22 protein-coding genes are annotated in these 23,242 nt (G+C 71.3%); 4 read left to right on the top strand and 18 right to left on the bottom strand.

Annotation, left to right across the window (positions count from 1 at the left end; translation table 11 throughout):
- Positions 1–37 precede the first annotated feature (37 nt).
- The 3 genes from ACFPCV_RS07940 (at position 38) to ACFPCV_RS07930 (ending at position 2,396) form a co-directional block, all read left to right on the top strand.
- Positions 38–529: a DUF6183 family protein gene (locus ACFPCV_RS07940; protein ID WP_378055388.1), complete on the top strand. Its 492-nt coding sequence runs from the start codon at positions 38–40 to the stop codon at positions 527–529.
- A gap of 64 nt (positions 530–593) precedes the next feature.
- Positions 594–908 (top strand): hypothetical protein, encoded by a 315-nt coding sequence (locus ACFPCV_RS07935; RefSeq protein ID WP_378055387.1) that lies wholly within the window; start codon positions 594–596, stop codon positions 906–908.
- Between the two features lie 174 nt (positions 909–1,082).
- Positions 1,083–2,396 carry a M20 family metallopeptidase gene (locus ACFPCV_RS07930; protein ID WP_378055386.1) on the top strand — a complete coding sequence of 438 codons (1,314 nt, stop codon included), beginning with the start codon at positions 1,083–1,085 and terminating at the stop codon, positions 2,394–2,396.
- 424 nt (positions 2,397–2,820) lie between these two features.
- On the opposite strand, the gene ACFPCV_RS07925 is transcribed toward ACFPCV_RS07930, so the two are convergent.
- The 8 genes from ACFPCV_RS07925 to ACFPCV_RS07890 form a co-directional block, all read right to left on the bottom strand.
- Positions 2,821–4,089: a thymidine phosphorylase gene (locus ACFPCV_RS07925; protein WP_378055385.1), complete on the bottom strand. Its 1,269-nt coding sequence runs from the start codon at positions 4,087–4,089 to the stop codon at positions 2,821–2,823.
- Between the two features lie 4 nt (positions 4,090–4,093).
- On the bottom strand, positions 4,094–4,480 hold the full coding sequence (locus ACFPCV_RS07920; protein ID WP_378055732.1) for a cytidine deaminase: 387 nt from the start codon (positions 4,478–4,480) through the stop codon (positions 4,094–4,096).
- A 65-nt stretch (positions 4,481–4,545) separates the two neighbouring features.
- Positions 4,546–5,787, bottom strand: coding sequence for an ABC transporter permease (locus ACFPCV_RS07915; RefSeq protein WP_378055731.1), 1,242 nt, complete (start codon positions 5,785–5,787; stop codon positions 4,546–4,548).
- 35 nt (positions 5,788–5,822) lie between these two features.
- Positions 5,823–6,911 (bottom strand): ABC transporter permease, encoded by a 1,089-nt coding sequence (locus ACFPCV_RS07910; RefSeq protein ID WP_378055384.1) that lies wholly within the window; start codon positions 6,909–6,911, stop codon positions 5,823–5,825.
- Positions 6,908–8,497, bottom strand: coding sequence for an ABC transporter ATP-binding protein (locus ACFPCV_RS07905; RefSeq protein ID WP_378055383.1), 1,590 nt, complete (start codon positions 8,495–8,497; stop codon positions 6,908–6,910). Before ACFPCV_RS07905 ends, ACFPCV_RS07910 begins: the two co-directional genes overlap by 4 nt.
- Positions 8,498–8,579: 82 nt before the next feature.
- Entirely contained in the window at positions 8,580–9,731 is a 1,152-nt protein-coding gene (locus ACFPCV_RS07900) for a BMP family lipoprotein (RefSeq protein ID WP_378055382.1), read from the bottom strand.
- A gap of 177 nt (positions 9,732–9,908) precedes the next feature.
- Complete coding sequence (locus ACFPCV_RS07895; protein WP_378055381.1) at positions 9,909–10,280, bottom strand: hypothetical protein; 372 nt, start codon at positions 10,278–10,280, stop codon at positions 9,909–9,911.
- Positions 10,281–10,470: 190 nt separating this feature from the next.
- Positions 10,471–11,643: a saccharopine dehydrogenase family protein gene (locus tag ACFPCV_RS07890; RefSeq protein WP_378055380.1), complete on the bottom strand. Its 1,173-nt coding sequence runs from the start codon at positions 11,641–11,643 to the stop codon at positions 10,471–10,473.
- 106 nt (positions 11,644–11,749) lie between these two features.
- On the opposite strand from ACFPCV_RS07890, the gene ACFPCV_RS07885 reads away from it, so the two are divergent.
- A complete protein-coding gene (locus ACFPCV_RS07885; RefSeq protein WP_378055379.1) occupies positions 11,750–12,178 on the top strand; it encodes a hypothetical protein in 429 nt (142 codons plus the stop codon).
- Between the two features lies 1 nt (position 12,179).
- Here ACFPCV_RS07885 and ACFPCV_RS07880 read toward each other — a convergent pair whose 3' ends face one another.
- The 10 genes from ACFPCV_RS07880 to ACFPCV_RS07835 form a co-directional block, all read right to left on the bottom strand.
- A complete protein-coding gene (locus tag ACFPCV_RS07880) occupies positions 12,180–12,626 on the bottom strand; it encodes a hypothetical protein (RefSeq protein ID WP_378055378.1) in 447 nt (148 codons plus the stop codon).
- 24 nt (positions 12,627–12,650) lie between these two features.
- Positions 12,651–14,057 carry a xylulokinase gene (gene xylB / locus ACFPCV_RS07875; RefSeq protein WP_378055377.1) on the bottom strand — a complete coding sequence of 469 codons (1,407 nt, stop codon included), beginning with the start codon at positions 14,055–14,057 and terminating at the stop codon, positions 12,651–12,653.
- Positions 14,058–14,128: 71 nt separating this feature from the next.
- On the bottom strand, positions 14,129–14,965 hold the full coding sequence (locus ACFPCV_RS07870) for a sugar phosphate isomerase/epimerase family protein (RefSeq protein ID WP_378055730.1): 837 nt from the start codon (positions 14,963–14,965) through the stop codon (positions 14,129–14,131).
- A gap of 251 nt (positions 14,966–15,216) precedes the next feature.
- Positions 15,217–16,221 carry a sugar phosphate isomerase/epimerase family protein gene (locus tag ACFPCV_RS07865; RefSeq protein WP_378055376.1) on the bottom strand — a complete coding sequence of 335 codons (1,005 nt, stop codon included), beginning with the start codon at positions 16,219–16,221 and terminating at the stop codon, positions 15,217–15,219.
- Entirely contained in the window at positions 16,218–17,606 is a 1,389-nt protein-coding gene (locus tag ACFPCV_RS07860; RefSeq protein WP_378055375.1) for an alkaline phosphatase family protein, read from the bottom strand. Before ACFPCV_RS07860 ends, ACFPCV_RS07865 begins: the two co-directional genes overlap by 4 nt.
- A complete protein-coding gene (gene eboE, locus ACFPCV_RS07855) occupies positions 17,603–18,739 on the bottom strand; it encodes a metabolite traffic protein EboE (RefSeq protein ID WP_378055374.1) in 1,137 nt (378 codons plus the stop codon). The genes ACFPCV_RS07860 and eboE overlap by 4 nt, the downstream gene beginning before the upstream one ends.
- Positions 18,736–19,602, bottom strand: a complete 867-nt coding sequence (locus tag ACFPCV_RS07850) for a TatD family hydrolase (RefSeq protein WP_378055373.1) — start codon at positions 19,600–19,602, stop codon at positions 18,736–18,738. Before ACFPCV_RS07850 ends, eboE begins: the two co-directional genes overlap by 4 nt.
- Entirely contained in the window at positions 19,599–21,062 is a 1,464-nt protein-coding gene (locus ACFPCV_RS07845) for an EboA domain-containing protein (protein WP_378055372.1), read from the bottom strand. The genes ACFPCV_RS07850 and ACFPCV_RS07845 overlap by 4 nt, the downstream gene beginning before the upstream one ends.
- The gene (locus tag ACFPCV_RS07840) at positions 21,059–21,910 is read right to left on the bottom strand and encodes an SCO3242 family prenyltransferase (RefSeq protein WP_378055371.1); all 852 of its coding nucleotides are present in this window, start codon (positions 21,908–21,910) and stop codon (positions 21,059–21,061) included. Before ACFPCV_RS07840 ends, ACFPCV_RS07845 begins: the two co-directional genes overlap by 4 nt.
- Positions 21,907–23,196 (bottom strand): inositol-3-phosphate synthase, encoded by a 1,290-nt coding sequence (locus tag ACFPCV_RS07835; RefSeq protein WP_378055370.1) that lies wholly within the window; start codon positions 23,194–23,196, stop codon positions 21,907–21,909. Before ACFPCV_RS07835 ends, ACFPCV_RS07840 begins: the two co-directional genes overlap by 4 nt.
- Between the last annotated feature and the right edge of the window lie 46 nt (positions 23,197–23,242).

Genomic DNA, 23,242 nt, shown 5'->3' with positions numbered 1-23,242 from the left:
TTGTCGCCCGTCCGGTTCTCCGCGTACGGTCCGGGGGGTGGAGCTGATCACGACGGCGGGCACGGTGCCGTCCGCGACCCGCGAGACGACACCGGAGGACATGACGGCGGCCGTGACCACGTGGCTGACCGAGTCGAACGGTCGTGCCGAAGCCGCGGTGTTCACGCTGGACGCGCCGCTGGCCGCGGCCCACGTCGGGCTAAGGACCGTCGAGTCGCTTGGGCTGGACTGCGTCGCCGGTGACGGGCTCGCGCTGCGGGCCGCGACACTCGCCGACGTGGAGTCGATGCTGCTCACGGCGGCCGAGGACGGTGGGGCCTACGACCGGGGGCTCGGCAGGACCCGCGGGCTGGTGGCCGCGCGGCGGTCGGTGACCGCGCTGGCGGACGGGACCGTGGCGGGCTGCGCGTGGTGGACGTTCGACGCCGCCAACGACTGGTTCAGGCGGATCGCGTGGGACCTCGGCGTGCTCTGCCTCCGGCCCGGCGGACGCAGCATCGCGGTGCTGGCGGCCACGGACGAGGACTGACGATCGCGCATCAATACCCGCCCGGCCGCTGATCCATCCCGCCCGCTCTGGATAGGCTTGTCGCATGCGCAGCGCCATTCGACTACTCGTCGTGACCTTCGTGGGGCTAGTCCTGGCGCTGCTCCCGGTTCACTCGGTCGCCGAGTCCCACCACTCCGGCCCTGAGCACGGCCTCGTCGTCGGCCAACAGCCGGCGCCGCCGCCCTCCGGACCCGCCACCGCACCGACGGCGCCGACCGTGGACATCGATCCCCCGGAGACGGAGGAGGACCGGGCCGAGTCGCGGCGCAAGATCGTCATGGGGGTCGCCTCCATCGTGCTGATCGGCGCCGTGATCTGGGGCCGCAGCATCCGGCGCAAGAGGGCCAAGGCGAAGTAGTGATCAGCGGCCGCTGGTCGACAGTGATCGTTTAGCGAGGCTGAACCCGCTTCGCCGTTCGGCGCTCTGCCGGTACCGGCAACCGGCGGACCAGGAAACCTCGTGCGATTCACCACCACCGATGGTGCAGGATTGACGAATCATGACTCACTCACGGGACCTCGGGAGGATCGCGTGACCGTGCTCGACTCGCGATCCGACGCACCCGGGGACGGCGGCTCGACAGCCGCGAACGGGGCCGGCGTGCTGATCACCGACGAGGGCGTCAGTATGCCCAGTGTGGATGACATCGGAGCCGGTCGCGGGCCGGAATGGCTCGACGACTGGTTGTCACGCAACGCGCCCGACGTGCTCGCCTGGTACCGGCACATCCACGCCAACCCCGAGCTGTCCAGGCGCGAGTACAACACCACCGAGCTGGTCGCGGGCCTCCTGTCCTCGGCGGGCCTGCACCCCAAGGTGTTCGACACCGGCACCGGCCTGATCTGCGACATCGGCGGCGACGACGGTGGCGACAACGGAGGCGGCGACCGGTGTGTCGCCCTCCGCGCCGACATGGACGCGTTGCCGCTCACCGAGCTGACCGGGCTGCCGTTCGCCTCCACCGTGCCCGGTGCCGCACACGCCTGCGGGCACGACGGGCACACGTCGATGCTGCTCGGCGCCGGTCTCGCGCTCGCGTCCGCACCCGAGCTGCCCGGCCGGGTCCGGCTCGTGTTCCAGCCCGCCGAGGAGGTCATGCCCGGCGGCGCGCTGGACGTCATCGCCGCAGGCGGGCTCGACGGCGTCGACTCGATCTTCGGTCTGCACTGCGACCCCCGGCTGCAGGTCGGCAGCGTCGGCACGCGCGTCGGGGCCATCACGTCGGCCACCGACCTGCTGGAGCTGCGGCTGACCTCGCCGGGCGGGCACACGTCCCGGCCGCACCTGACCGCCGACCTCGTGCACGCGCTCGGGACCGTCATCACCGGGCTGCCCGCGCTGCTGTCGCGCCGCATCGACCCGCGGTCCGGGACCGTGCTGGTCTGGGGCGCCGTGCACGCCGGTGAGGCCCCCAACGCCGTGCCCCAGGACGGGGTACTGCGCGGGACGCTGCGTACCGGTGACCACGAGGTGTGGGCCGATCTCGAGCCGTTGGTGGCGGGGCTGGTGCAGTCACTGCTCGCGCCGACCGGTGTCGGGTTCGAGCTGGAGCACCGGCGTGGGGTGCCGCCGGTCGTCAACGACGTGGAGTCCGAGGCCGTGCTCCGGGCCGGGGTCGAGGCGGCGCTCGGCGAGCAGGCGGTGACCGGGACCAAGCAGTCCTCCGGCGGCGAGGACTTCGGGTGGTACCTGGAGAACGTGCCAGGGTCGTTCGCCCGGCTCGGCGTGTGGTCGGGCGAGGGAACCCCGCCCGACCTCCACCAGCCGACGTTCGTACTGGACGAACGAGCCCTGCTGACCGGCGTCCGGGTACTGACCCACACAGCCCTGGCCGCCCTGGCCTGACCACAACCACCACAGCCACACCCCATCCCCCCGACAACCCCGCGAGTCCCCGGTTCGGGACCCGCGAGTCCCCCGTTCAGGACTCGCGAGTCCCCGGTTCAGGACTCGCGAGTCCCCGGTTCAGAACCCGCGAGTCCCCCGTTCGGGACCCGCGAGTCCCCGGTTCAGAACCCGCGAGTCCCCCGTTCGGGACCCGCGAGTCCCCGGTTCAGAACCCGCGAGTCCCCCGTTCGGGACCCGCGAGTCCCCGGTTCGGGACCCGCGAGTCTCCCGTTCGGGACTCGCGAGTTTCGCTTTCGTGCGGGATTAGTTGCGCTCTTGTGCGTGCCTGGCGGTTCCCTGCGGTTGTCCACAGGCCTGTCCCGCGTCGGCCGTTTCTGTCGGTGTTCGCCGCTACGGTGGTGATCGGGGGGCCGCGGCCGTCCTACCCCCGGATCACCTCCAGCACCAGGCTGTCCCGCCCACGTGCGTCGTCGCCGATCTCGTACGCGCCGTCCAGGGCCGCCAGTGCGCCGTCCACCGCGTCCGGGGTGTCCGTGTGCAGTTCCAGCAGCGGCTCGCCCGCCGTCACCTCGTCACCCGGCTTCGCCAGGCACAGCACGCCCGCCGCCGCCTGAACCGGGTCCTCCTTACGGGCCCGGCCCGCGCCCAGGCGCCACGCCGCAACGCCGACACCCAGTGCGTCGAGCCTGGTCAGCACACCGTCCCTCGGTGCCGCCACCACGCGCACGTGGCTGGGTGCGGGCAGCTCCGCGTTCGGGTCGCCGCCCTGCGCCTCGATCATGCGGCACCACGTCTCGTACGCCGCGCCGGAGGCGAGCACCTCCGCCGGGTCCACCGGCACACCCGCCAGGGACAGCATCTCCGACGCCAGCGCCACCGTCAGCTCCACCACGTCCGGTGGTCCGCCGCCGCGCAGAACCTCGACCGCCTCAGCCACCTCGACCGCGTTGCCCACCGCCCGGCCCAACGGCACCGACATGTCCGTCAGCAGCGCCGACACCTTCTGGCCGTGGGCCGTGCCGATCGCCACCAGCGCCGACGCCAGCTCGCGGGCGTCGTCCAGCGAACGCATGAACGCACCCGAGCCGGCCTTCACGTCCAGCACCAGCGCGCCCGCACCCTCGGCGATCTTCTTCGACATGATCGACGACGCGATCAGCGGGACGCACTCGACCGTGCCCGTCACGTCCCGCAGCGCGTACAGCTTGCGGTCCGCCGGGGCCAGGCCCTCCGTCGGCGCGCAGACCACGGCACCCACGTCCGCCAGCTGTGCGCGGATCTCCTCCGTCGACAGCTGCGCGCGCCAGCCCGGGATCGCCTCCAGCTTGTCGAGCGTGCCGCCCGTGTGGCCGAGGCCGCGGCCCGACAGCTGCGGCACCGCCACCCCGCACGTCGCCACCAGCGGCGCCAGCGGCAACGTGATCTTGTCGCCCACGCCGCCCGTCGAGTGCTTGTCGACCGTCGGGACCGGCCACGACAACCGTTCGCCGGAGTCGATCATCGCCTGGGTCCAGCGGGACGTCTCCTCGAACGTCATGCCGTTCAGGAAAACCGCCATGGCCAGGGCCGACATCTGCTCGTCGGCGACCTCGCCCCTGGTGTACGCGTCGATGACCCAGTCGATCTGGGCGTCCGACAGGACACCGCGGTCGCGCTTGGTCCGGATGACGTCGACTGCCGTGTGCTTCACCGTGTCACGGTAGATCAGCCGGGCCGAACGCGTGCGGCAGCACCGCCGACATCGGCAGGGGGCCGTCCGGCGTGTCCATGAGGCAGTCCGCGCCGCCGAACTCGTACAGGATCTGCCTGCACCGGCCGCACGGCATCAGCAGGTCACCCGTACCGGAACGGCACGCCACCGCCACGAACCGGCCGCCGCCCGTCAGGTGCAGCTGGCCAGCCATCGTGCACTCCGCGCACAGGCCGACGCCGTAGGAGGCGTTCTCGATGTTGCAGCCGGTCACGATCCGGCCGTCGTCGCACACCGCCGCCGCCCCGACCTGCAGGCCGGAGTACGGGCAGTACGCGACCTGAGCCGCCTCCACGGCCGCGGCCCTCAACTTCTCCCAGTCAACCACGATGCTCGCTCCGCAAGCCGCGCTCTGTCACGATGTCCACTCCCGCAAGCCGCGCTCGGTCAAGCTGCTCAGTCACCTTCACCTCGCCGGTATGGCATGCCGTTCGCCGCCGGTGGCCGCAGTCGCTGCGCGGCCAGCGCCAGCACCACCAACGTGATGATGTGCGGCGTGTACGGCAGGAACTCCGAGGGCAGCTCGTCCGTCGCGTAGTACAGCGCATAGACGGCGACGGCGCCCACCCCGGCGAGCGCGGCCGTCGTCCACTTGCGGCGGAACAGCTGCCAGATCACCAGCAGACCGGCGCAGATCACCGCCGCGTACAGCAGCGCGTGCACCGTCTCCGGGCCCGACGACAGCCGCAGGCCGTCCGCGTAACCGAACAGGCCCGCGCCGGCGAGGGTGCCGCCCGGCCGCCAGTTGCCGAAGATCATCGCGGCGAGGCCGATGAAGCCGCGGTTCGCCGTCTGGCCCTCCGAGTAGATCGAGGGGCTCGAACCGAGCACCAGCGCGGCGCCACCGATGCCTGCCAGCGCGCCGGACGCGATCACCGCGATGTACTTGTGCAGGTAGACGTTCACGCCGAGCGACTCGGCCGCGACCGGGTTCTCGCCGCACGACCGCAGCCGCAGCCCGAACCTGGTGCGCCACAGCACGAGGTAGGTCGCGAACACCAGCAGGATGCCGATGATCAGCATCGGCGACACCCGCGTCACCAGACCACGCAGCAGGCCGGCCACGTCGGAGATCACCGCGCGCTGCTCGGACTCCAGCTCACCGAGCCAGTCCGCCAGGCCCTGCGCGGAGAAGGTGTCGAACCGGTCGATCGGCGGCGAGTCACGCGGGTTGTCCGACAGCGGCGCGAAGATCAGCGTCGACAGGTACTTCGCGACACCGGCGCCGAGCAGGTTGATCGCCACCCCGGACACGATGTGGTTGACGCCGAAGGACACGGTCGCGATGGCGTGGAGCGCACCGCCGAGCGCACCGAAGATCGCGCCGAACAGCACCGAACCGTACGGGCCGAGCCCCAGCACGCCTGCCCACGCCGCGCCCCAGGTGCCGAGGATCATCATGCCCTCGAGCCCGATGTTGATCATGCCGGAACGCTCGGCCCAGATGCCGCCGAGACCGCAGAGGAGGATCGGCAGGCCGAGCGTGACCGTGTTCTGCATCGTCGACGACGACGTCAGCGCCGGTTCGCCGGTCAGGAACGAGGTGGTGGCCAGCACACCGACCACCGCGACGATGCCGAACACGAACATCGCCCAGCCCGGCACCGCCCGCCTGCGCGGCGGCGGTGTCACCGTCATGCCTGCCGGAGAAGCAGACCGCACGTCCGCGATGCTCACTTGGCAGCCCCCTCCGGCTCGACCGCGGTGCCCGTGGCCTGGCCGACGCGCCGCTGCTCGGCGGCCAGCTCCATCCGCTTCACGATCTCGTACGCGACGACAACCGACAGGACGATCGCGCCCTGCATGATCGTCGCGATCTCCCTCGGCACACCCACGTTGTCCAGCGCGCCCTTCGCCTTCTCCAGGAACGCCCACAGGAGCGCCCCGAACGCGATGCCCACCGGGTGGTTGCGGCCGAGCAGTGCGATGCCGATGCCCGCGAAGCCGTAGCCGGACGCGAAGTTCAGCGTGTACGCGTGGTCGCGGCCCAGGATCTCCGGCATGCCGACCAGGCCGGCGACCGCACCGGACACCAGCAGCGACACCACGATCATCTTCTTGGCGTTCACGCCACCGGCCGCCGCGGCGGTCGGCGAAAGGCCCGACGCCTTCAGCTCGAACCCGAACCGGGTCCGGTTCATCACCACGCCGTACACCGCGGCCGCGACGACCGCGAGGAACACCAGGCCGAAGACCGTGCCGCGGTCACCCAGCTCGATGCCGGGGACCTGGGCGGACTCGGGGAGCGGCTCGGTCGAGACGTTGTTGCCGATGAGGATGCCGAACTGGTCGCGGCGGATCAGGTAGGCGGCAAGACCGAACGCGATCGCGTTCATCATGATCGTGGAGAGCACCTCGTGCACCCCGCGCGTGACCTTCAGGATCGCGGGCAGTGTCGCCCACGCGGCGCCCGCTGCGGCCGCGACCACGAGGATCACCAGCCAGTGCAGCACGGGCGGCAGCACGATCGCGCTGCCCACGATGGCCGCGACCAGCGCACCGACCCGGTACTGGCCCTCGATCCCGATGTTCAGCAGGTTCATCTGGAAGCCGATGGCGGCGGCCAGCGCGGCCAGCATGTAGATGGCCGTCGAGTTGACGATGTCGACCGCGACCTGGCCCTCGCCGACCTGGCCGATCATCACACCGAGCGCCTCCGCCGGGTTGGCCCCGGAGGCGAGCAGCGCGATCGCGCACAGCACCGCGGCGAAGACGACCGCGAGGACGGGTGCCAGCAGCGACGAGCGCAGCCGGGAGTTCATGGGGTACCTCCGGTCTCCGTCACCAGCGCGCCCGAATCGTCCACCACGGCGGCACCGGTCATCGCGGACCCCAGGTCCTCCGGCGTCACGGTCGTGGGGTCGGCGTCGGCGACGAACCTGCCGCGCAGCATGACCTTGATCGAGTCGGACAGGCCGATCAGCTCGTCGAGGTCGGCCGACACGAGCAGCACGGCGAGGCCCGCGGCGCGGGCGTTGCGGATGTGGTCCCAGATCGCGGCCTGCGCGCCCACGTCGACGCCGCGGGTCGGGTGGGAGGCGATCAGCAGCACCGGGTCACCGGACAGCTCGCGGCCGATCACCAGTTTCTGCTGGTTGCCGCCGGACAGGGACGCGGCCGTGACCTCGATGCCGGGGGTGCGGACGTCGAACTCCTCGACGATCCGCCGCGTGTCCTCGCGGGCGCCCGCGATGTCCAGGAACGCGCCGCGCGCCGTGGGTTTCCTGGTCTGGTAGCCGAGGATGCGGTTCGCCCACAGCGGCTCGGTGAGCAGCAGGCCGTGGCGGGTGCGGTCCTCGGGGATGTAGCCGATGCCGGCCTCGCGGCGGGCCAGGGTGCCCGCCCTGGTCAGGTTGCGGCCGTTCAGCAGCACCCGCCCGGCGGCGGCCCTGCGGATGCCCATGAGCGTCTCGACCAGCTCGGTCTGCCCGTTGCCCTCGACACCCGCGATGCCGAGCACCTCGCCCGACCGGACCACGAGGTGCAGGTCGTCGAGGATGCGGCGGCCGTCCGGTGCCTCCAGCGTGAGGCCCTGGACCTGCAGGACCTCGTTCTCGGTGACCGTCGACGTGCGGGTCTCCGGGCTCGGCAGCTCCGAGCCGACCATCATCTCGGCGAGCTGGCGGGAGGTGACCGTGTCCGGGGCGACCGTGCCGACGGTCGTGCCGCGGCGGATCACGGTGATCGAGTCCGCGATGGCCCGGACCTCGTCGAGCTTGTGGGAGATGAAGAGGAAGGTGTAGCCGTCCGCGCGCATCGTCCGCAGCGTGTCGAACAGCTCGTCGACCTCCTGGGGGACGAGCACCGCGGTCGGCTCGTCGAGGATGACGATCCGCGCGCCCCGGTAGAGGACCTTGAGGATCTCCACGCGCTGCCGGTCGGCCACGCCGAGGCGTTCGACCAGCGTCGACGGGTCCTGCTCCAGGCCGACCGAGCCGGCCAGCTCACGCACTCTCGCTCTGGCCCGCTTGCCGATCCCGTACAGGTTCTCGGCGCCGAGCACGACGTTCTCGAGCACGGTCAGGTTGTCGGCGAGCATGAAGTGCTGGTGCACCATGCCGATGCCAGCCCTGATCGCGTCGGCGGGGGACCGGAACCGGACCTGCTCGCCGTGCACCGTGATGGTGCCCTCGTCCGGGGGCTGCATCCCGTACAGGATCTTCATCAGGGTGGACTTGCCCGCCCCGTTCTCGCCGCAGAGCGCGTGCACCTCGCCCGTCTCGACGGTCAGGTCGACGTCGCTGTTGGCGACGACGCCGGGGAACCGTTTCGTGATGCCGGCGAGCACGACCGCGGGCACGGGTCGCGCGTCCGCGTCGGCCACCGTGTCGACCTCGGTGTCGGTCATGGAGACCCTTCCTCACAGGAAAGACCCGTGGGTGCGCGGCTGCTCGACCGCACACCCACGGGCGTCACACTCTTCGGGCTCGTCAGCTGCTCGGAGCGTCCGAGACCTCGATCTCACCCTCGATGATCTGCTGCTTGTACGCCTCGGCCCAGCTCTTGGTCTCGTCGTCGATCTTGCCGCCCGACGTCGAGTAGCCGACGCCGTCGACCTTCAGGTCGAAGACCGGCGGCAGGCTGGCGAGGTCGTTCGCGGCGACCGCGGCGATGTAGTCGAACACCGCGACGTCGACGCGCTTGAGCATGGACGTGATGATGACGTCCTTGTACTCGGCGACCGTCTTCTGGTTGTACTGGTCGGAGTCGACGCCGATGGCCATCACGTTCGCCTCCTTCGCGGCGGCGAACACACCCTTACCGGAAGCACCCGCGGCGTGGTAGACGACGTCCGCGCCCTGGTCGATCAGGCCCTTCGCGGCGACCTGGCCCTTCGGGGCGTCGGCGAAGCCGGTGAGGTCACCCGCCTCGGTGATGTACTTCGAGACGACCTCGGCGTCGGGCGCCACGGTCTTCACACCCTGCTCGAAACCGGCCTGGAACTTCTGGATCAGCGGCACGTTCACGCCGCCGACGAAGCCGATGGTGCAGCTCTCGCTCTTCAGCGCCGCGATGACACCCACGAGGAACGAGCCCTCGTGCTCGGCGAAGCCCAGGAACGTGACGTTCGCCGGCGCGTTCTCGACGAAACCGTCGACCACGGCGAACTGGGTGTTCGGGAACTCGGCGGCGATCTTGGCGGTCGCGTCGGAGTAGGCGAAGCCCACGCTGACGATCGGGTTGTGGCCCTCCTGCGCCAGCTGGCGCAGACGCGTCAGCTTGGCGTCCTCGCTCTCCTGGTCGGTGGCGGTGAGCTCCTTGGTGTTCTCCTTCTTCACACCGATCTCGGCGATGGCCTGGTCAAGGCCGGCCGCTGCCGAGTCGTTGAACGACGCGTCGCCACGGCCGCCGATGTCGAATGCCAGCCCGACCTTGAGCGCGCTGCCGTCCGCCTCGGTCGCGGCTTCGCTGGTCGTCGTCCCTGCGGACGCGGCCGCCGGCTTGTCCACGGTCTTGCAGCCCGCGGCGTTGTTACCGCCGCCGGAGCCGTTCGAGGATCCCGAATCCTTCGCACACCCGACCACGGACAGCACGCTGGTCAGCGCGATCGCGGTGACCGCGACTCCCCGCTTGAAGCGCAAGGCTTTCTCCCTCCGCCTTCACATTGACACGCCCGGCCAAGTGCCGAACGCCGACTTATTGGCGAGACCGTACTCTGCGGTCGCGGAAGTGCTACCGCCGCGTAGACCCGCGTGACCCAATCGTTCTTCGAGCCCGCGCAGACTAGTACCGAAAGTGATCGCTCGCGTGCGGTGTGGTCATTTGTGACGTCGTTGTTTCGTGATTCTCGGGCCGCTTCGCCCGATCAGGGCATAGGCGTCCGCCACCGCGGTGAGCCCTTCCTCGGCGATTCGCAGCGCGAGCAGGAAGTCCTCCTCCGTTGTGGCCCTGGCCAGCGCCGCGCCCGTCGTGTTGTAACGCTCATGGGCCGTTCGCAGTAGTGCCATGGCCTTTTCGTCGTCGAGCTGTTCGACGCCGTCCTCGACGTAGTGGCCGAGCTGGTGGTACCGCGAGCGCGCCGCGACCGCCTCGTCGTTGCTGCGCAGCCGGTGGTCGCGACCGGACAGCACCGGCACGAGCGCCCCGGCCGCCACCAGCACCACTGCGACGCCGATCCACACCCAGATCACCTGGCCGCCTCCCTCTCCAGCTCCGCCGGCGGCCTCTCCCGGCCCCCTACCACCGACGACCGACAGTTCGCCGCGTCAACCGGCGCCGATCGGCCGGTTGTCCACAGCCGCCGGACTTGTCCACAGATCCGCGTCGGGCAGCGGCGCCGACCGCCGGCACGCGGCACGATCGACGCCATGAACGCAGCGACTACGCCACGACCCGGAACGTCAGCCCGGCACGCACCAGCCGGTCGATCAGCCTGTCCCCCATGGCGACGGCCGTCGTCACCTGCCCGGCGGTCTTCGGCAGGTCGTCGAAGGCGAGGCAGAGCGCCGACTCCGCGAGCATCTTGGCGGTCTCCCCGTAGCCGGGGTCACCCCCGGACACCTCGGTGACCACCCGGCGGCCACCACCGGTGCCGACGAACCGCACCCGGAACCAGGCCTTGTCGCGGCGTTCCTGAGTGGGCCCGTCCCCGGCGGCCATGCGCGACAGCAGCCACTTCCTGGCGGGCGGCACCTGCGCGAGCACGACCGCGGCCCCGACCGCACCGACGATCCCGGCGGCGACGGGCAGCTTCCTGACCGCGAGGTGGTGCCCGTAGCTGAAGGAGGGCCCGTACCGCTCCAGCGCACGTGCGGACCGCAACACGACCTGCGGGTCGATGGTGGGCGCGGGAAGCACCCAGGCGCCGATGTCCTTCTCGAACCGGGGGCGGCCGCTGGCACCGCGCACGGCACGCCCTTCCGGCCGGTCCTCGACCTGCCTGCGCCGCTTGGCGGTGGCCGCCATCTCCCGCAGCCGGGAGAACGCGGTGATGGCGGAGTGGTAGGTCCCCGCGGAGAAGCCGGCGGAGGCCGAGACATACCCCTGGACATCCACCGGCACCCCCTCGGGCAGCTGCTCGACGGTGAACAGCACCCCGAGGTCGTAGGGAATGGAGTCGAACCCGGCGGAGTGCACGATCCGCGCTCCGCTCGCGACAGCGGTGTCGTGGTGGTCGAGGTACATCCGGTCGACGAACTCGGGCTCACCGGTGAGGTCGAGGTAGTCGGTGCCGGTCTCCGCGCACACCGCGACAAGTGGTTCCCCGTGATGGAAATAGGGCCCGACGGTGGTGACGACCACCCGCCCACGGGAGACCACGGCCCGCAACGCCTCACGGTCGGTGACGTCGGCGACGAGCAACTCGAGATCAGCACACAAGGGGTTGATTTCGGCGAGCCGCTCGCGCACCGCTACGAGCTTCTCCCTGGACCGACCGGCGATCGCCCACCGACAGCCTTTGGGCGCATGCGCCGCCAGGTACTCGGCCGTGAGACCGCCGGTGAACCCGGTGGCCCCGAAGAGCACGACATCGAACTCCCGCCCCACCGACATGCGAGAACACCCTCCACGAACCCCTGAAGCTACCGACGAGTAGCCACACTACCGGCAGAAATCCGACGACGCCCAGTCCAGCCACTCCGTAGTTAGGATCCGACCCGTGGCCTTCCGCACCACAGCCGCAGAGCTGAACCGCCAGTACAAGCAGAACCGGAACGACATCGAGGCAATCCACGAGATCCTCAAAGCGACAAGGGATGACGTAAGCGAGACCAGGACCAAGCTCGACAGCCTCGCAACCCGAGTGGATGCCATCGGCACCAAGGTCAACGACCTCACCACCCGAGTTGACACCCTCGGCACCGAAGTCGGGACCCTGACCACTCGAGTCGACAGCCTCACTACCCGAGTCGACGCCCTCGGCACCGAAGTCGGGACCCTGACCACTCGAGTCGACGGCCTGGCGACCCGGGTCGATGGCCTCACCACCAGAGTCGACGAGCGGTTCGCCGCGCAGGGTCGGCGGTTCGACGCGCTCGACGGTCAGATGGCCGAGGTACTGGAGATCCTGCGCGGCAGGTCCGCGTGACTCAGGTCCAGAAGACCGCGATGCCCACGTTCACGACCACCAGCCCGACCAGTGACGGCGGAAGCCACTTCGGAGCCGGCACGCGGCGGATCACGTAGACGAGCGCGAGCGCGGCGATCACCAGCAGGATCAGCGTCTTGATGCCGAGCTTCATCCCGTTGTAGTCCTGGTCCGTGGCCGGGGCCAGGAGCTGCAACGCGAGCCCGGTGATCAACTGCAGTGCGGCGACGTGCAGCCAGCCCTTGTTGAGCGGCGCATCGGCGGCGGCGCGGCGCTGGACCAGGAACATCCCCACCAGCAGCGCCATGCCCAGCAGGTGCAGGAACACCAGGAGGAGGCGGACGAACTCCACGAGAACAATCTCCCTTGGGTCGGCCAGGCCGTGGGTCAGCCCGTCGGTACGAGCAGTTCTAGCAGGCCAGTACCCGGTCCACGTCGATCGGGGCACCGGTTGACACCGTCGAACGCTGCTTCAATCCCGGGTCGGCGGGCTGGCCACGAACTTGTCCCTGGCCTCCGCGTAGCGCTCGCGCAGGCCGGGTGTCGGGTCGCCGTCGACGCGCTGTGTCGCGCCCAGCCTCCAGTTGGGTGGGGCGTTGCCGCCCGCGAGGGTCCACGCGGCCTGGCGGGCGGCGCCGTCGGCCACGTACTCGCCGGGTTCGGGCACCAGCACCGGGCGGCCGAGGACGGTCGGGGCGATGCCGCGGACGGCGGCGGACCGGGCGCCACCACCGACCAGCAGCACACGTTCGGTGCGGACTCCTTGTGCCACAAGGGCGTCCAGTGCGTCCGCCAGGCCGCACAGCATGCCTTCGACGGCCGCGCGGGCCTGGTGGGCCGGGGTGGCGTTCGCCAGGCGTAAGCCGTGCAGTGCGCCGGTGGCGGCCGGCAGGTTCGGGGTGCGCTCGCCCTCCAGGTACGGGACGAGCGTGAGGCCGTCGGCGCCAGGTGGGGCGGACAGCGCGAGCTCGGCGAAGCGGTCGTGGCCGACGCCCAGCATGCGGGCCACCGCGTCCAGCACGCGGGCCGCGTTCAGGGTGCACACCAGCGGCAGGAACCGGCCGGTGGCGTCGGCGAACCCGGCCACCAGGCCGGCCGCGTCGGCGCACGGTTTGTCGGCGACCGCGAACGCGGTGCCGGACGTGCCGATGGAGACGACGACGTCACCCGGTTCGGCGCCGACGCCGAGGGCGGCGGCCATGTTGTCGCCGGTGCCCGCACCGAGCAGGGCGCCTGCCGGGGTGCGGCCGGAGTCGTCGGACGGGCCGAGCACCCTCGGCAGCGCCGGGGTCGCGCCCAACGCGAGTTCGAGGAGGTCGGTCCGGTACGCACCGGTGGCGGCGGAGAAGTACGCGGTGCCCGACGCGTCGCCGCGGTCGGTGGTCAGGCGGTCCAGGCCACCGCCGGACAGGCGCCACGTCAGGTAGTCGTGCGGCAGGCACACCGCCGCGGTGGCGGCCACCGACTCCGGTTCGTGGTCGCGCAACCAGCGGAGCTTGCTCGCGGTCATCGACGCGACCGGGACCACGCCGACCGCGTCGGCCCAGGCACCGCCGCCGCCCAGTTCGTCGACGAGGTCGGCCGCGGCCTTGGCGGAACGGGTGTCGTTCCACAACAGCGCAGGCCGGACCACCTCGCCGGACTCGGTGAGGCACACCATGCCGTGCTGCTGGCCGGCGACCGACACGGCGGCGACATCGTCGATGCCGCCCGCCTGGTCGATCGCCGACCGCAGCGCGGTCCACCACGCCGCCGGGTCCACCTCGGTCCCGTCGGGGTGCGGTGCGGAGCCACTGCGCACCAGTGCGCCGGACTCCGCGTCACGCACAACCACCTTGCAGGACTGGGTCGACGAGTCGACTCCGGCCACCAGCGGCATGGTCAACACCTCCGTGATCGAGTCTAGGCGGGTCAGGCCGGTATCGGGCCGCCCGCCGAGACCCGGTCGGGCTAGAACCGCAGGTTGGTGAGGTACTTGTAGCCGGTCTCGGCGCACTTCAGCGCGTCGACGGGCTGGTCGTTCTCGACGATGTACTCCTCGACCTCCAGGGGCCGGGTGGCGCGGAAGATCCGCCGGAAGTCGATGTCGCCCTCACCGAGGTCGGCGAAACCGCCGTCCGGTGCGCGGTCCTTCACGTGGTACTGCTCGACGCGGCCCGGATTCCTGTAGAACTCCCGCACCGGATCCGCACCACCGGCCACGACCCAGTACAGGTCCATCTCGAAGCTGACGTTCCGCCGCGAGGTCCGGCGCGCCAGCACGTCGATCGGCCGCACCCCGTCGATGGTCTGGTACTCCTGGTTGTGGTTGTGGTAGCCGAACTTGATCCCGGCCCGCCGGTACGCCTTGCCCGCCGCCTCGAGCCGGTCGGCGAACGTCTCCCACTCCGCGATCGTGCCGAAGTTCGCCCACGCCACGTTGCTGCGCCGGTTCCCGAGGATCTTCGCGTCGGCGATGGCCTGGTCGAGATCCCCGTCGATACCGGCGTGGGTCGACGTCGCCCTGATGCGCCGCGCGTCCAGCAGCTTCCGGAACTCCGTGGCGCTGCGGCCATAGGTGCCCGCCAGCTCCACCTTGCGGTACCCGATGTCGGCGAGCGCGTCGAGGGTGCCCTCGAGGTCGGTCTCGAGGACCGACCGCAGCGTGTACAGCTGGATGCTGATCTTGTCCTTCGGCACGCGCAGGCCCCAGCGCCCACCGCGCCCGGCCCCCTCGGCCGACGCGACACCGGGCAGCACCCCGGCCGCGCCGGCCGCGAGAGCGGCACCGGCGGCACCGCGAAGCATGGACCTTCTCGAAATAGCCACGACAGATCCCTCCATTGGGACGGGTGGAGACGGTTGAACAACGATCCGGCTCGTGACCGGACACGACTTAGGGAAAGGAGACTCGGTCTGCGCTGGGTCCCGGACATCGACGGCGGCATCGCGGGACCGGGGTTCGCGGACGCGATCGGCGATCCACCGGGGTCGGGCTGTGCGGGCGGAGGCCGACGCCCCTGGTGAGGCGGCCCGGGAGCCGCCTCACCGGAACGCTGTCAGTCCTTCGTGGAGAACGCGGCGTCGAAGGCGGCCTCCGGCTTGTCGAACAGGTGGGCGCGGATGAACGTCACCGCTTCCTCGGCCCCCCGGAGGCGGTCCATGCCCGCGTCCTCCCATTCGACCGAGATCGGGCCGGTGTAGCCGATCGAGTTCAGTGCCCGGAAGCACTCCTCCCACGGCACGTCGCCGTGGCCGGTCGACACGAAGTCCCAGCCGCGGCGGGGGTCGGCCCATGCCAGGTGGCTGCCCATCCGGCCGTTGCGGCCGTCGAACCTCTTCTTGGTGTCCTTGCAGTCCACGTGGTAGATCCGGTCCGCGAAGTCCAGGATGAAGCCCACCGGGTCCAGGTCCTGCCAGATGAAGTGGCTGGGGTCCCAGTTCAGGCCGAACGCCTCCCGGTTGCCGACCGCGTCGAGGGTCTTCTTCGTGGTCCAGTAGTCGTAGGCGATCTCCGACGGGTGGACCTCGTGGGCGAACCGGACCCCCACCTCGTCGAACACGTCGAGGATCGGGTTCCAGCGGCTGGCGAAGTCGGCGTAGCCGTCGGCGATGACGTCCTGGCTCACCGGCGGGAACATCGCGACGTACTTCCAGATCTTCGAGCCCGTGAAGCCGATGACCGTGTCCACGCCCAGTTTCGCCGCGGCGCGGGCCGTGTCCTTCATCTCCTCGGCCGCACGCCGGCGAACGCCCTCGGGATCGCCGTCGCCCCAGATACGGGACGGGACGATGTTCTTGTGGCGGTCGTCGATCGGGTCGTCGCAGACCGCCTGGCCGACCAGGTGGTTCGAGATGGCCCACACCTTCAGGCCGTGGGAGGCCAGCTGCTCCAGCTTCTTCTGGACGTAGTCGTCCTCCGCCAGGGCGCGGTCCACCTCGAAGTGGTCACCGGAACAAGCGATCTCCAGCCCGTCGTAACCCCACTGCGCGGCGAGCTTGCACACCTCCTCGAAAGGCAGGTCGGCCCACTGGCCGGTGAACAACGTGACTGGTCGACTCATCGTCGAACTCCCTCCGGAACACCCTGCAACTGCAACAAGAGATCACGCACCTGCGTCGCCTTCACGGCGCCGCCGGGCTCCGCGTCCGGCACCGAGCACAGCAGGACCGGGCCGTCGTCCGCCGACGAGGGCAGCCTGCCGTGCGAGCCCCGGACCGGGGCCGGGTCGAGCGGCACCACCTGCATCGCGTACCGCAGGCCCGCCTTCTTCTTCACCAGGTTCAGCCCGGCCTTGGCCTTCGCCAGCCGGTCCGCCGGGTTGAAGAACAGCTCCGCCGGGTCGTAGCCGGGCTTGCGGTGGATGTCCACGCCCCGCGCGAAGTCCGGCGCCCGGTCGTCGTCGAGCCAGTAGTAGTAGGTGAACCACGCGTCGGGGTCCGCCACCACGACCAGCTCACCCGACCGTTCGTGGTCGATCCCGTACCTGGCCTGTTCGGCGCGGTCCAGCACCTCGTCCACCCCGGCTAGCGCGGACAGCATGTCCCGCACGCGCGGGATGTCCGCCGGGTCCGCGACGTACACGTGCGCCACCTGGTGGTCGGCGACCGCGAACGCCCGCGACACCCACGGGTCCAGGTACTCCATGCCGTGCTGCGTGTACACCTCCAGCAGGCCTTCGCGGCGCAGCAGCCGGTTGACGTCCACCGGTCGCCGCACGTTGGTGATGCCGTACTCCGACAGCGCCACCACCGTCGCGCCCGCGTCGCGCGCGTCGTCCAGCAGCGGCTTCAGCGCGGCGTCGATCTCGCCGGCGGCACGCGCCGCCTCCGGCGCGTCCGGGCCGAACCGCTGCAGGTCGTAGTCCAGGTGCGGCACGTACACCAGCAGCATGTCGGGGTGGTGCTCGCGCAGGATCTTCCGCGAAGCGCCGACGATCCACTCGCTCGAAGCCAGCGACGCCGTCGGGCCCCAGTACTGGAACAGCGGGAACTCGCCGAGCGCGCCGGTCAGCTCGTCGTGCAGCGCGGGCGGCCGCACGTACGCGTCCGGCGACTTGCGCCCGTCCGCGTGGTAGATCGGCCGCGGCGTCACCGTGATGTCGGTCGTCGCGCCCATCGCGTACCACCAGCACACGTTCGCGACCTGGAAGTCGGGGTTGGCGGCCCGCGCGGTCTCCCACACCTTCTCGCCGAGCACCAGCTTGTTGTGCTGGCGCCACAGGTGCACCTCGCCGACGTCGCGGAAGTACCAGCCGTTGCCGACGATCCCGTGGTCGCGCGGCAGCGCGCCGGTCAGGAACGTCGACTGGGCGCTGCACGTCACCGCGGGCAGCACCGTGCCAAGCTCGGCCTGCCACCCCATGCGCGCCAGCGCCGACAGGTTCGGCATGTGCCGCAAGAGTTTCGGTGTCATGCCGACGACGTCGACCACGACCAGCTGTGTCATCGAACTCCTCCAGGTTCCAGCAGGTTCGCGACGGCCCAGCGCAGTTCCGCGGCGATCCCCCTGATGAGTGCCGTGTCGCCGCCGTTGCCGGCGGTCTCCGGCAGCACGCTCCACGTGTAGGTCTCCACCTCGACATGCGGCAGCGTATCGTCCACAGTGGACTGTAGCGCGGCGATGGCGGTGCGCAGCACGTCCGTCGTCGCCGAGAGGGGCGCCGCGGGGCGGGCGTGCAGCGGCACGTGGAAGTGCACCCGCCACGGGTCGCGGCCCGGCAACTCGGTCAGCGCCTGCGGCAGGTCGTCGGCCGCGAGGACCGTGCCCGACCCGGTGCGTTCCCGCACCTGGTGCAGGTAGCGGGGCTCGGTGAAGTCGGCGAGCGCGAGGCGCGCCGGACCGGTGGCCGGGTCCTCGACCTGCAGCGCCGCCGACGCCTGCACCTTCACGACCTCGAGACCCGACCGGTAAATCTGCTCGACGGTGGCGGCCGGGTCGGCGAACGACACCGCGAGGTGGCAGGTGTCCAGGCACAGCCCGATGTAGCGCGGGTCCACGCGCGGCGCGAGCCACGACACCGCGTCGGCGACGGTGTCGAGCACGCAGCCCGGCTCCGGCTCGACGGCGAGCCGGATGGGCCGCCCGTTCGCCGCGGCCATCCCGGCCAGTGTCGTGGTCAGCGACGTGAGCGCGGTGGTCGCGACCTCGTCGTCCGCTGGCGACCACGGGGTGCGCCACGCCAGCGGCAGCGTCGAGATCGAGCCGTACACCGCGGAGTCCGGCAGCAGGTCGGCGAGCACGGTGGCGCAGTCGGCCGTGTACCGCAGCCGCGCCTCGTTCGTCCATTCTGGACGGTAGACGGAGTGTTTGACCACCTCGTCGTGGAAACCGCCGTACGGGAAGGCGTTGAGCGTGTGGACCTCGAGTCCCCTGGCGTCCAGTTCCGCACGCAGCTTGGCCCGCAGCGCGGGCGCCGCGGCCAGCTCCCCTGCCAGCACGGCGGGCAGCCACAGGCCGAGGCCGAGCACGTCGACGCCGACCAGGCGCCGGATGGGCTCCGCGTAGCGGTCGAGCTGCGCCAGCACACCCGCGAGGTCCTCGGCCGGGTGCACGTTGGTGCAGTAGGACAGCGGGGTCATGTGTTCCCGCCGCCGCGCAGCACCGAGTTGCCCGCGAACGTATCGGCCGACGGCGTGAACCCGGGCAGCTCGTCGAGCACCAGCCGGTCGGACTGGCCGTAGAACTCGACGGGGTTGCGCCACAGCACCTTGTCGACGTCGGCCTCGGTGAACCCGGCGTCGAGCATGGCGAGCCCGGTCTTGTACGTCTTCAGCGGGTCGGAGCGGCCCCAGTCGGCGGCCGAGTTCACGATCATCCGCTCGGTGCCGTACTCCCGCAGGATCGCGACCATCCGCTGCTCGTCCATCTTGGTGTCCGGGTAGATGGAGAAGCCCATCCAGCAGCCGGACTCGTGCACGACCCCCACGGTCGGCTCGTTGAGGTGGTCCACGAGCACGTGGCCGGGGTCGATGCCGGACTCCTTCACCACGTCCAGGGTCCGGCGCGTGCCGGCGAGCTTGTCGCGGTGCGGGGTGTGGACGAGCGCGGGCAGCTCGTGGGCGATCGCGAGGGCGAGCTGGCGGGTGAACACCTCGTCCTCCTCCGGCGTCATCGAGTCGTAGCCGACCTCGCCGACCGCGACCACACCGTCCTTCGCGAGGTAGCGCGGCAGCACGTCGAGCACCTCACGGCAGCGGGGATCGTTCGCCTCCTTGGGGTTCAGCGCGATCGTGCAGTGGTGGCGGATGCCGAACTGCGCGGCACGGAAGCGTTCCCAGCCGATGAGCGAGTCGAAGTAGTCGGTGAACGACGCGACGCTCGTGCGTGGCTGACCGAGCCAGAACGCGGGCTCGACCAGTGCGCGCACGCCTGCCGAGAACATGGCCTCGTAGTCGTCGGTCGTCCGCGAGGTCATGTGGATGTGCGGGTCGAAGATCCTCACGGTCTGGCCTCCAGCAGTGTCACGGCGTCGGCGGGGACCTCACGGCCTGCCGCCCTGCGTTCCTCGGCGTAGTCGCCGACCATCCGCAGCAGCTCGTCGTCGGTCCGGGCGTCCAGTCCGGCCACCGCGGCGAGCGGCACACCGACGAACAGGCACTTGAGCACCCCGTGCCGCCAGCTGTGCGCGTCGAGGTGGTTCGCGGCGAAGTCGCCCATGGCGGCGGCGACGAGCCGGATGTCGTTGGCGCGCAACGCGTCCTTGACCAGTTCCAGCCCCGCCGGGACGGTCGCGGCGGGCAGTGCGGCGAGGCCGCGGAGGACACCGCGGCGCTCGGCGTCGTCGCCGTACCGGTAGAGCTGCGCGATCTCCTCGGACAGCTTCCCGGCGTCGAGCACCTCGGCGAGCGCGGCCAGCAGGCGCGTGCGGGCGAGGTCGTCGACGGTGCCGTGCACAAGGCCCTGCTGGTCGGCCTCCGGCCGCAGCGGTGCGCGGCCGACCTTGCGGCCGACGGCGGGGAACAGCGCGGCGATCGTCCTCGGGTCGCGGCGCACCTTCTGCTCGGCTTCGACGAGCCAGGGATGGTCCACGTCGCTCACCCACTCCGGATCGGTGTCATCGCTGGCCGCCGGGTTCACCGGGGCCAGCGCGGCGTGCAGCGCGACGAGCGCGCGGGCGGCCACGACCGGCGCCGCGTGGCTGTGCCGTGGCAGTTCGACCGCCGCGACGCCGGTGTAGCCGACCTCGGTCAGCGCGGAGAGGGTGGCGCGCAGGTCGAGTTCGCCGTCGCCGAACTCGAGGTGCTCGTGCACGCCGGGGCGCATGTCGTCGAGCTGGACGTTGACGAGCAGGTCCGCGGCGCGGCGGATGCACGTCGGCGCGTCGACGGGTTCGACGGCGACGCAGTGGCCGACGTCGAGCGTGACGCCGAGCAGCGCGGGCGCACCGAGTTCCTCCCGCAGGCGCAGCGCGTCGGACAGGTGCTGGACGAACATGCCGGGCTCTGGTTCGAGGCCCAGCGGCACGTTCACCTCGGCGGCCGTCTCGAGCACCGCGCTGACACCGGCGCGCAGCCTGCGCCACGCCGTGTCCTGGTCCACCGTGGACGGCCGGATGCCGGACCAGAACGACACCGCGTCGGAGCCGAGCCCCTGCGCGACCCGCAGTGCGCGGGCGAGGAAGTCGACCCGCCGTTCCTGCTCGTCGGACACGAGCGTGGGGTGGTGCTTGTGGTTCGGGTCGAGCAGGTAGCGCGCGCCGGTCTCGACGACGCTGCGCAGGCCGAGCACGTCGAGCAGGTTCGCGACGTGGTCGACCTGCTTGGCGACGTCCTCGGCGTACGGGTCGAGGTGGTGGTGGTCGAGGGTGAGCGCGACGGAGGTGTAGCCGAGGTCGGCGATGATCCGCAGCGCGTCGTCGAGCCGGTGGTTGGCGAACCCGTTGGTGCCGTAGCCGATCCTCATGTCGGACTCACCTTCTTGGCGAGTTTCCTGGCGACCGGCAGCGCGGCGGCGACCACGGCCGCGCCGAGGAGCGAGCCGCGGCGGGCGGCGAGCGCGGCCTGGAGCGGGACCATGCCGTGGATGCCGGCCATGGTGGCGGTACGCACCTTGGCCGCGGACGGGTCCTGGATGGCGTCGTACTGGGCACGGCCGACGAGCCCGGAGTAGGCGCCGGAGAACGCGAGCGCGGCGAGCCGGTCCCGCCAGGTGCGTGCACCGAGGACCGAGGTCGCGGCCGTGACGGCGGTGCCGGCGAACGCGGCGCGCGCGGTCCTCCGCGACGCGCCGTGCACCTCGCCCCGCGACAGCGCGGTGACGCCGTAGGTGTGGCCGCCGACCGCCATCGCGCTGGGCAGTGCCGTGCGGGCGTTGTCCGCGCCCGCGCCCATGAGGACGTCGAGCGCGCGGCACGCGGCCATGCCCGCCGGTCCGGCGGCGGTCTTCTTGAGGACGGTGTCGTACGCCCAGACCGCCGCCGCGAGGGGCACGGCGATCCTGAGGGTGTCGCGGCCGCCGGCGGCGCGGGCCAGGCCCAGGCCCGCGGCGGTGAGCCCGCCGGCGACCGCGAGTGCTTGGCCGGGACTGACGCGTCCCGACGGGATGGGCCGCTCAGGTCGCTCGACGGCGTCGAGCTCGCGGTCGGCCCAGTCGTTGAGCGCCATCCCGGCCCAGTAGAAGGATGCCGAGGAAAGCGGGAGAAGCAAGCGCCGCCCGCGAAGCGGCCTGCCCGCGGCGGCCGCACCGGCGACCGTGTCACCGATGACGGTCAACGCGGCCGGAGCCCGCACGAGCCGCAGGAACGCGTTCACGACGAACCCTCGTCGCTCGCGCGCGCGTTGCCCAACCCCCACCCGTTCCCGGGGGCGTCCCGCCTTGCCATTCTATCGGCTGGGGGTGACGTTCCGGGGTCTTCCGGGTCGGCCTGTGGACAACTGCCCTCGCTGTGGACAAGTGCCTGCGCCCACTCGGTCAGCATGTCCGTCTGCTGCGCGAAGCGGTGTTCCTCCGTTGCCACCGGGTCCTTGAAGAAGAACGCCAGCGACGCCAGCGGCCCGGACCGGCCAGCCGCGTGTGCGGCGGCCACGAGCCTGGTCAGGTCCAGTACCAGCGGCGCGGCCAGCGACGAGTCGAGGCCGGTCCATGTCAGCTGCAAATTCATCCGCGCGCCAAGGAACCCCTCGAACGACACGTGGTCCCACGCGGTCTTCTGCTCGCCGAGGTCCGGCACGTTGTCGATGTGCAGCGGTGCGGTCACGCCCTCGCCGAGCAGCGCGGCGAGGCCGCGGGCCTTCGACTCCAGCTTGCCAGCCGCGGCCACCGGGTCGGCCAGGTTGGCGCCGTCGCCGCCGCCGAGCAGGTTCGTGCCCGCCCACGAGCGGACCCGCAGCGCGCGGGCGGTGAACATCGGGGCGAGGACCGTGCGCAGCAGCGTCTCGCCGGTCTTGCCGTCCGAGCCCGCGTACGGCAGGCCGAGCGACACGGCCAGCTCGTGCAGCACCGGCAGCCGCACCCCCGGCGACGGTGTGAAGTCGACAAATGGACAGCCCGCCCGCAGCGCGGCGTAGGCCATCAGTGAGCTGGGTGGGAGCACCGACCGCGCCGGGTCGGCAAGGGCGGCCTCGAGCAGCGTGAGATCGGTGTGCTCGGGGAGCGCGGGCACCGGCGGCTCGGTGGACGACACGTTCACCACGACCACGCGGTCGAGGCCGTGTGTGGTGCGGAACGCGGTGATGTCCGCGACCAGCCTGGCCACGGCGTCCGCCTGCGCACCGGTGTGGGTCGCCGGGTGGTAGCCGTCGCGGATGCGGGCGTCCACGGCGCGCAGGCCGGTCGCCGTCGCGGTGAGGACGCGGTGCGGGAACAGGCCCGCCTCGGCGAGCTGCTCGGCCCGCTTCTCCAGTGGCGTGTGGACGACGTCGTGGCCACCGACCACGATGTCCTCCCACGCGGGCAGGGGCACCCCCGCGAACTCGGGGCGTTCCGTCACGCAACCGACCGGCTCGACGAGCTTCGCCCGTAACGCGAGCAGTCCCACCACGGCCGTCGTGGCCACGGAACCCCGTGCTCCGACCAGCCACAAACCCGTTCCCGCCATCCCGCAATTCCTTCCTCGAACGAAGCGGTGCCCCCGGTGGACCGGC

It is taken from the genome of Actinophytocola glycyrrhizae, assembly GCF_042653545.1.
Classification (GTDB): domain Bacteria; phylum Actinomycetota; class Actinomycetes; order Mycobacteriales; family Pseudonocardiaceae; genus Actinophytocola; species Actinophytocola glycyrrhizae.
Note: the sequence above shows the minus strand (reverse complement) of the source record. Positions and strands in the feature narration are given on the sequence as shown.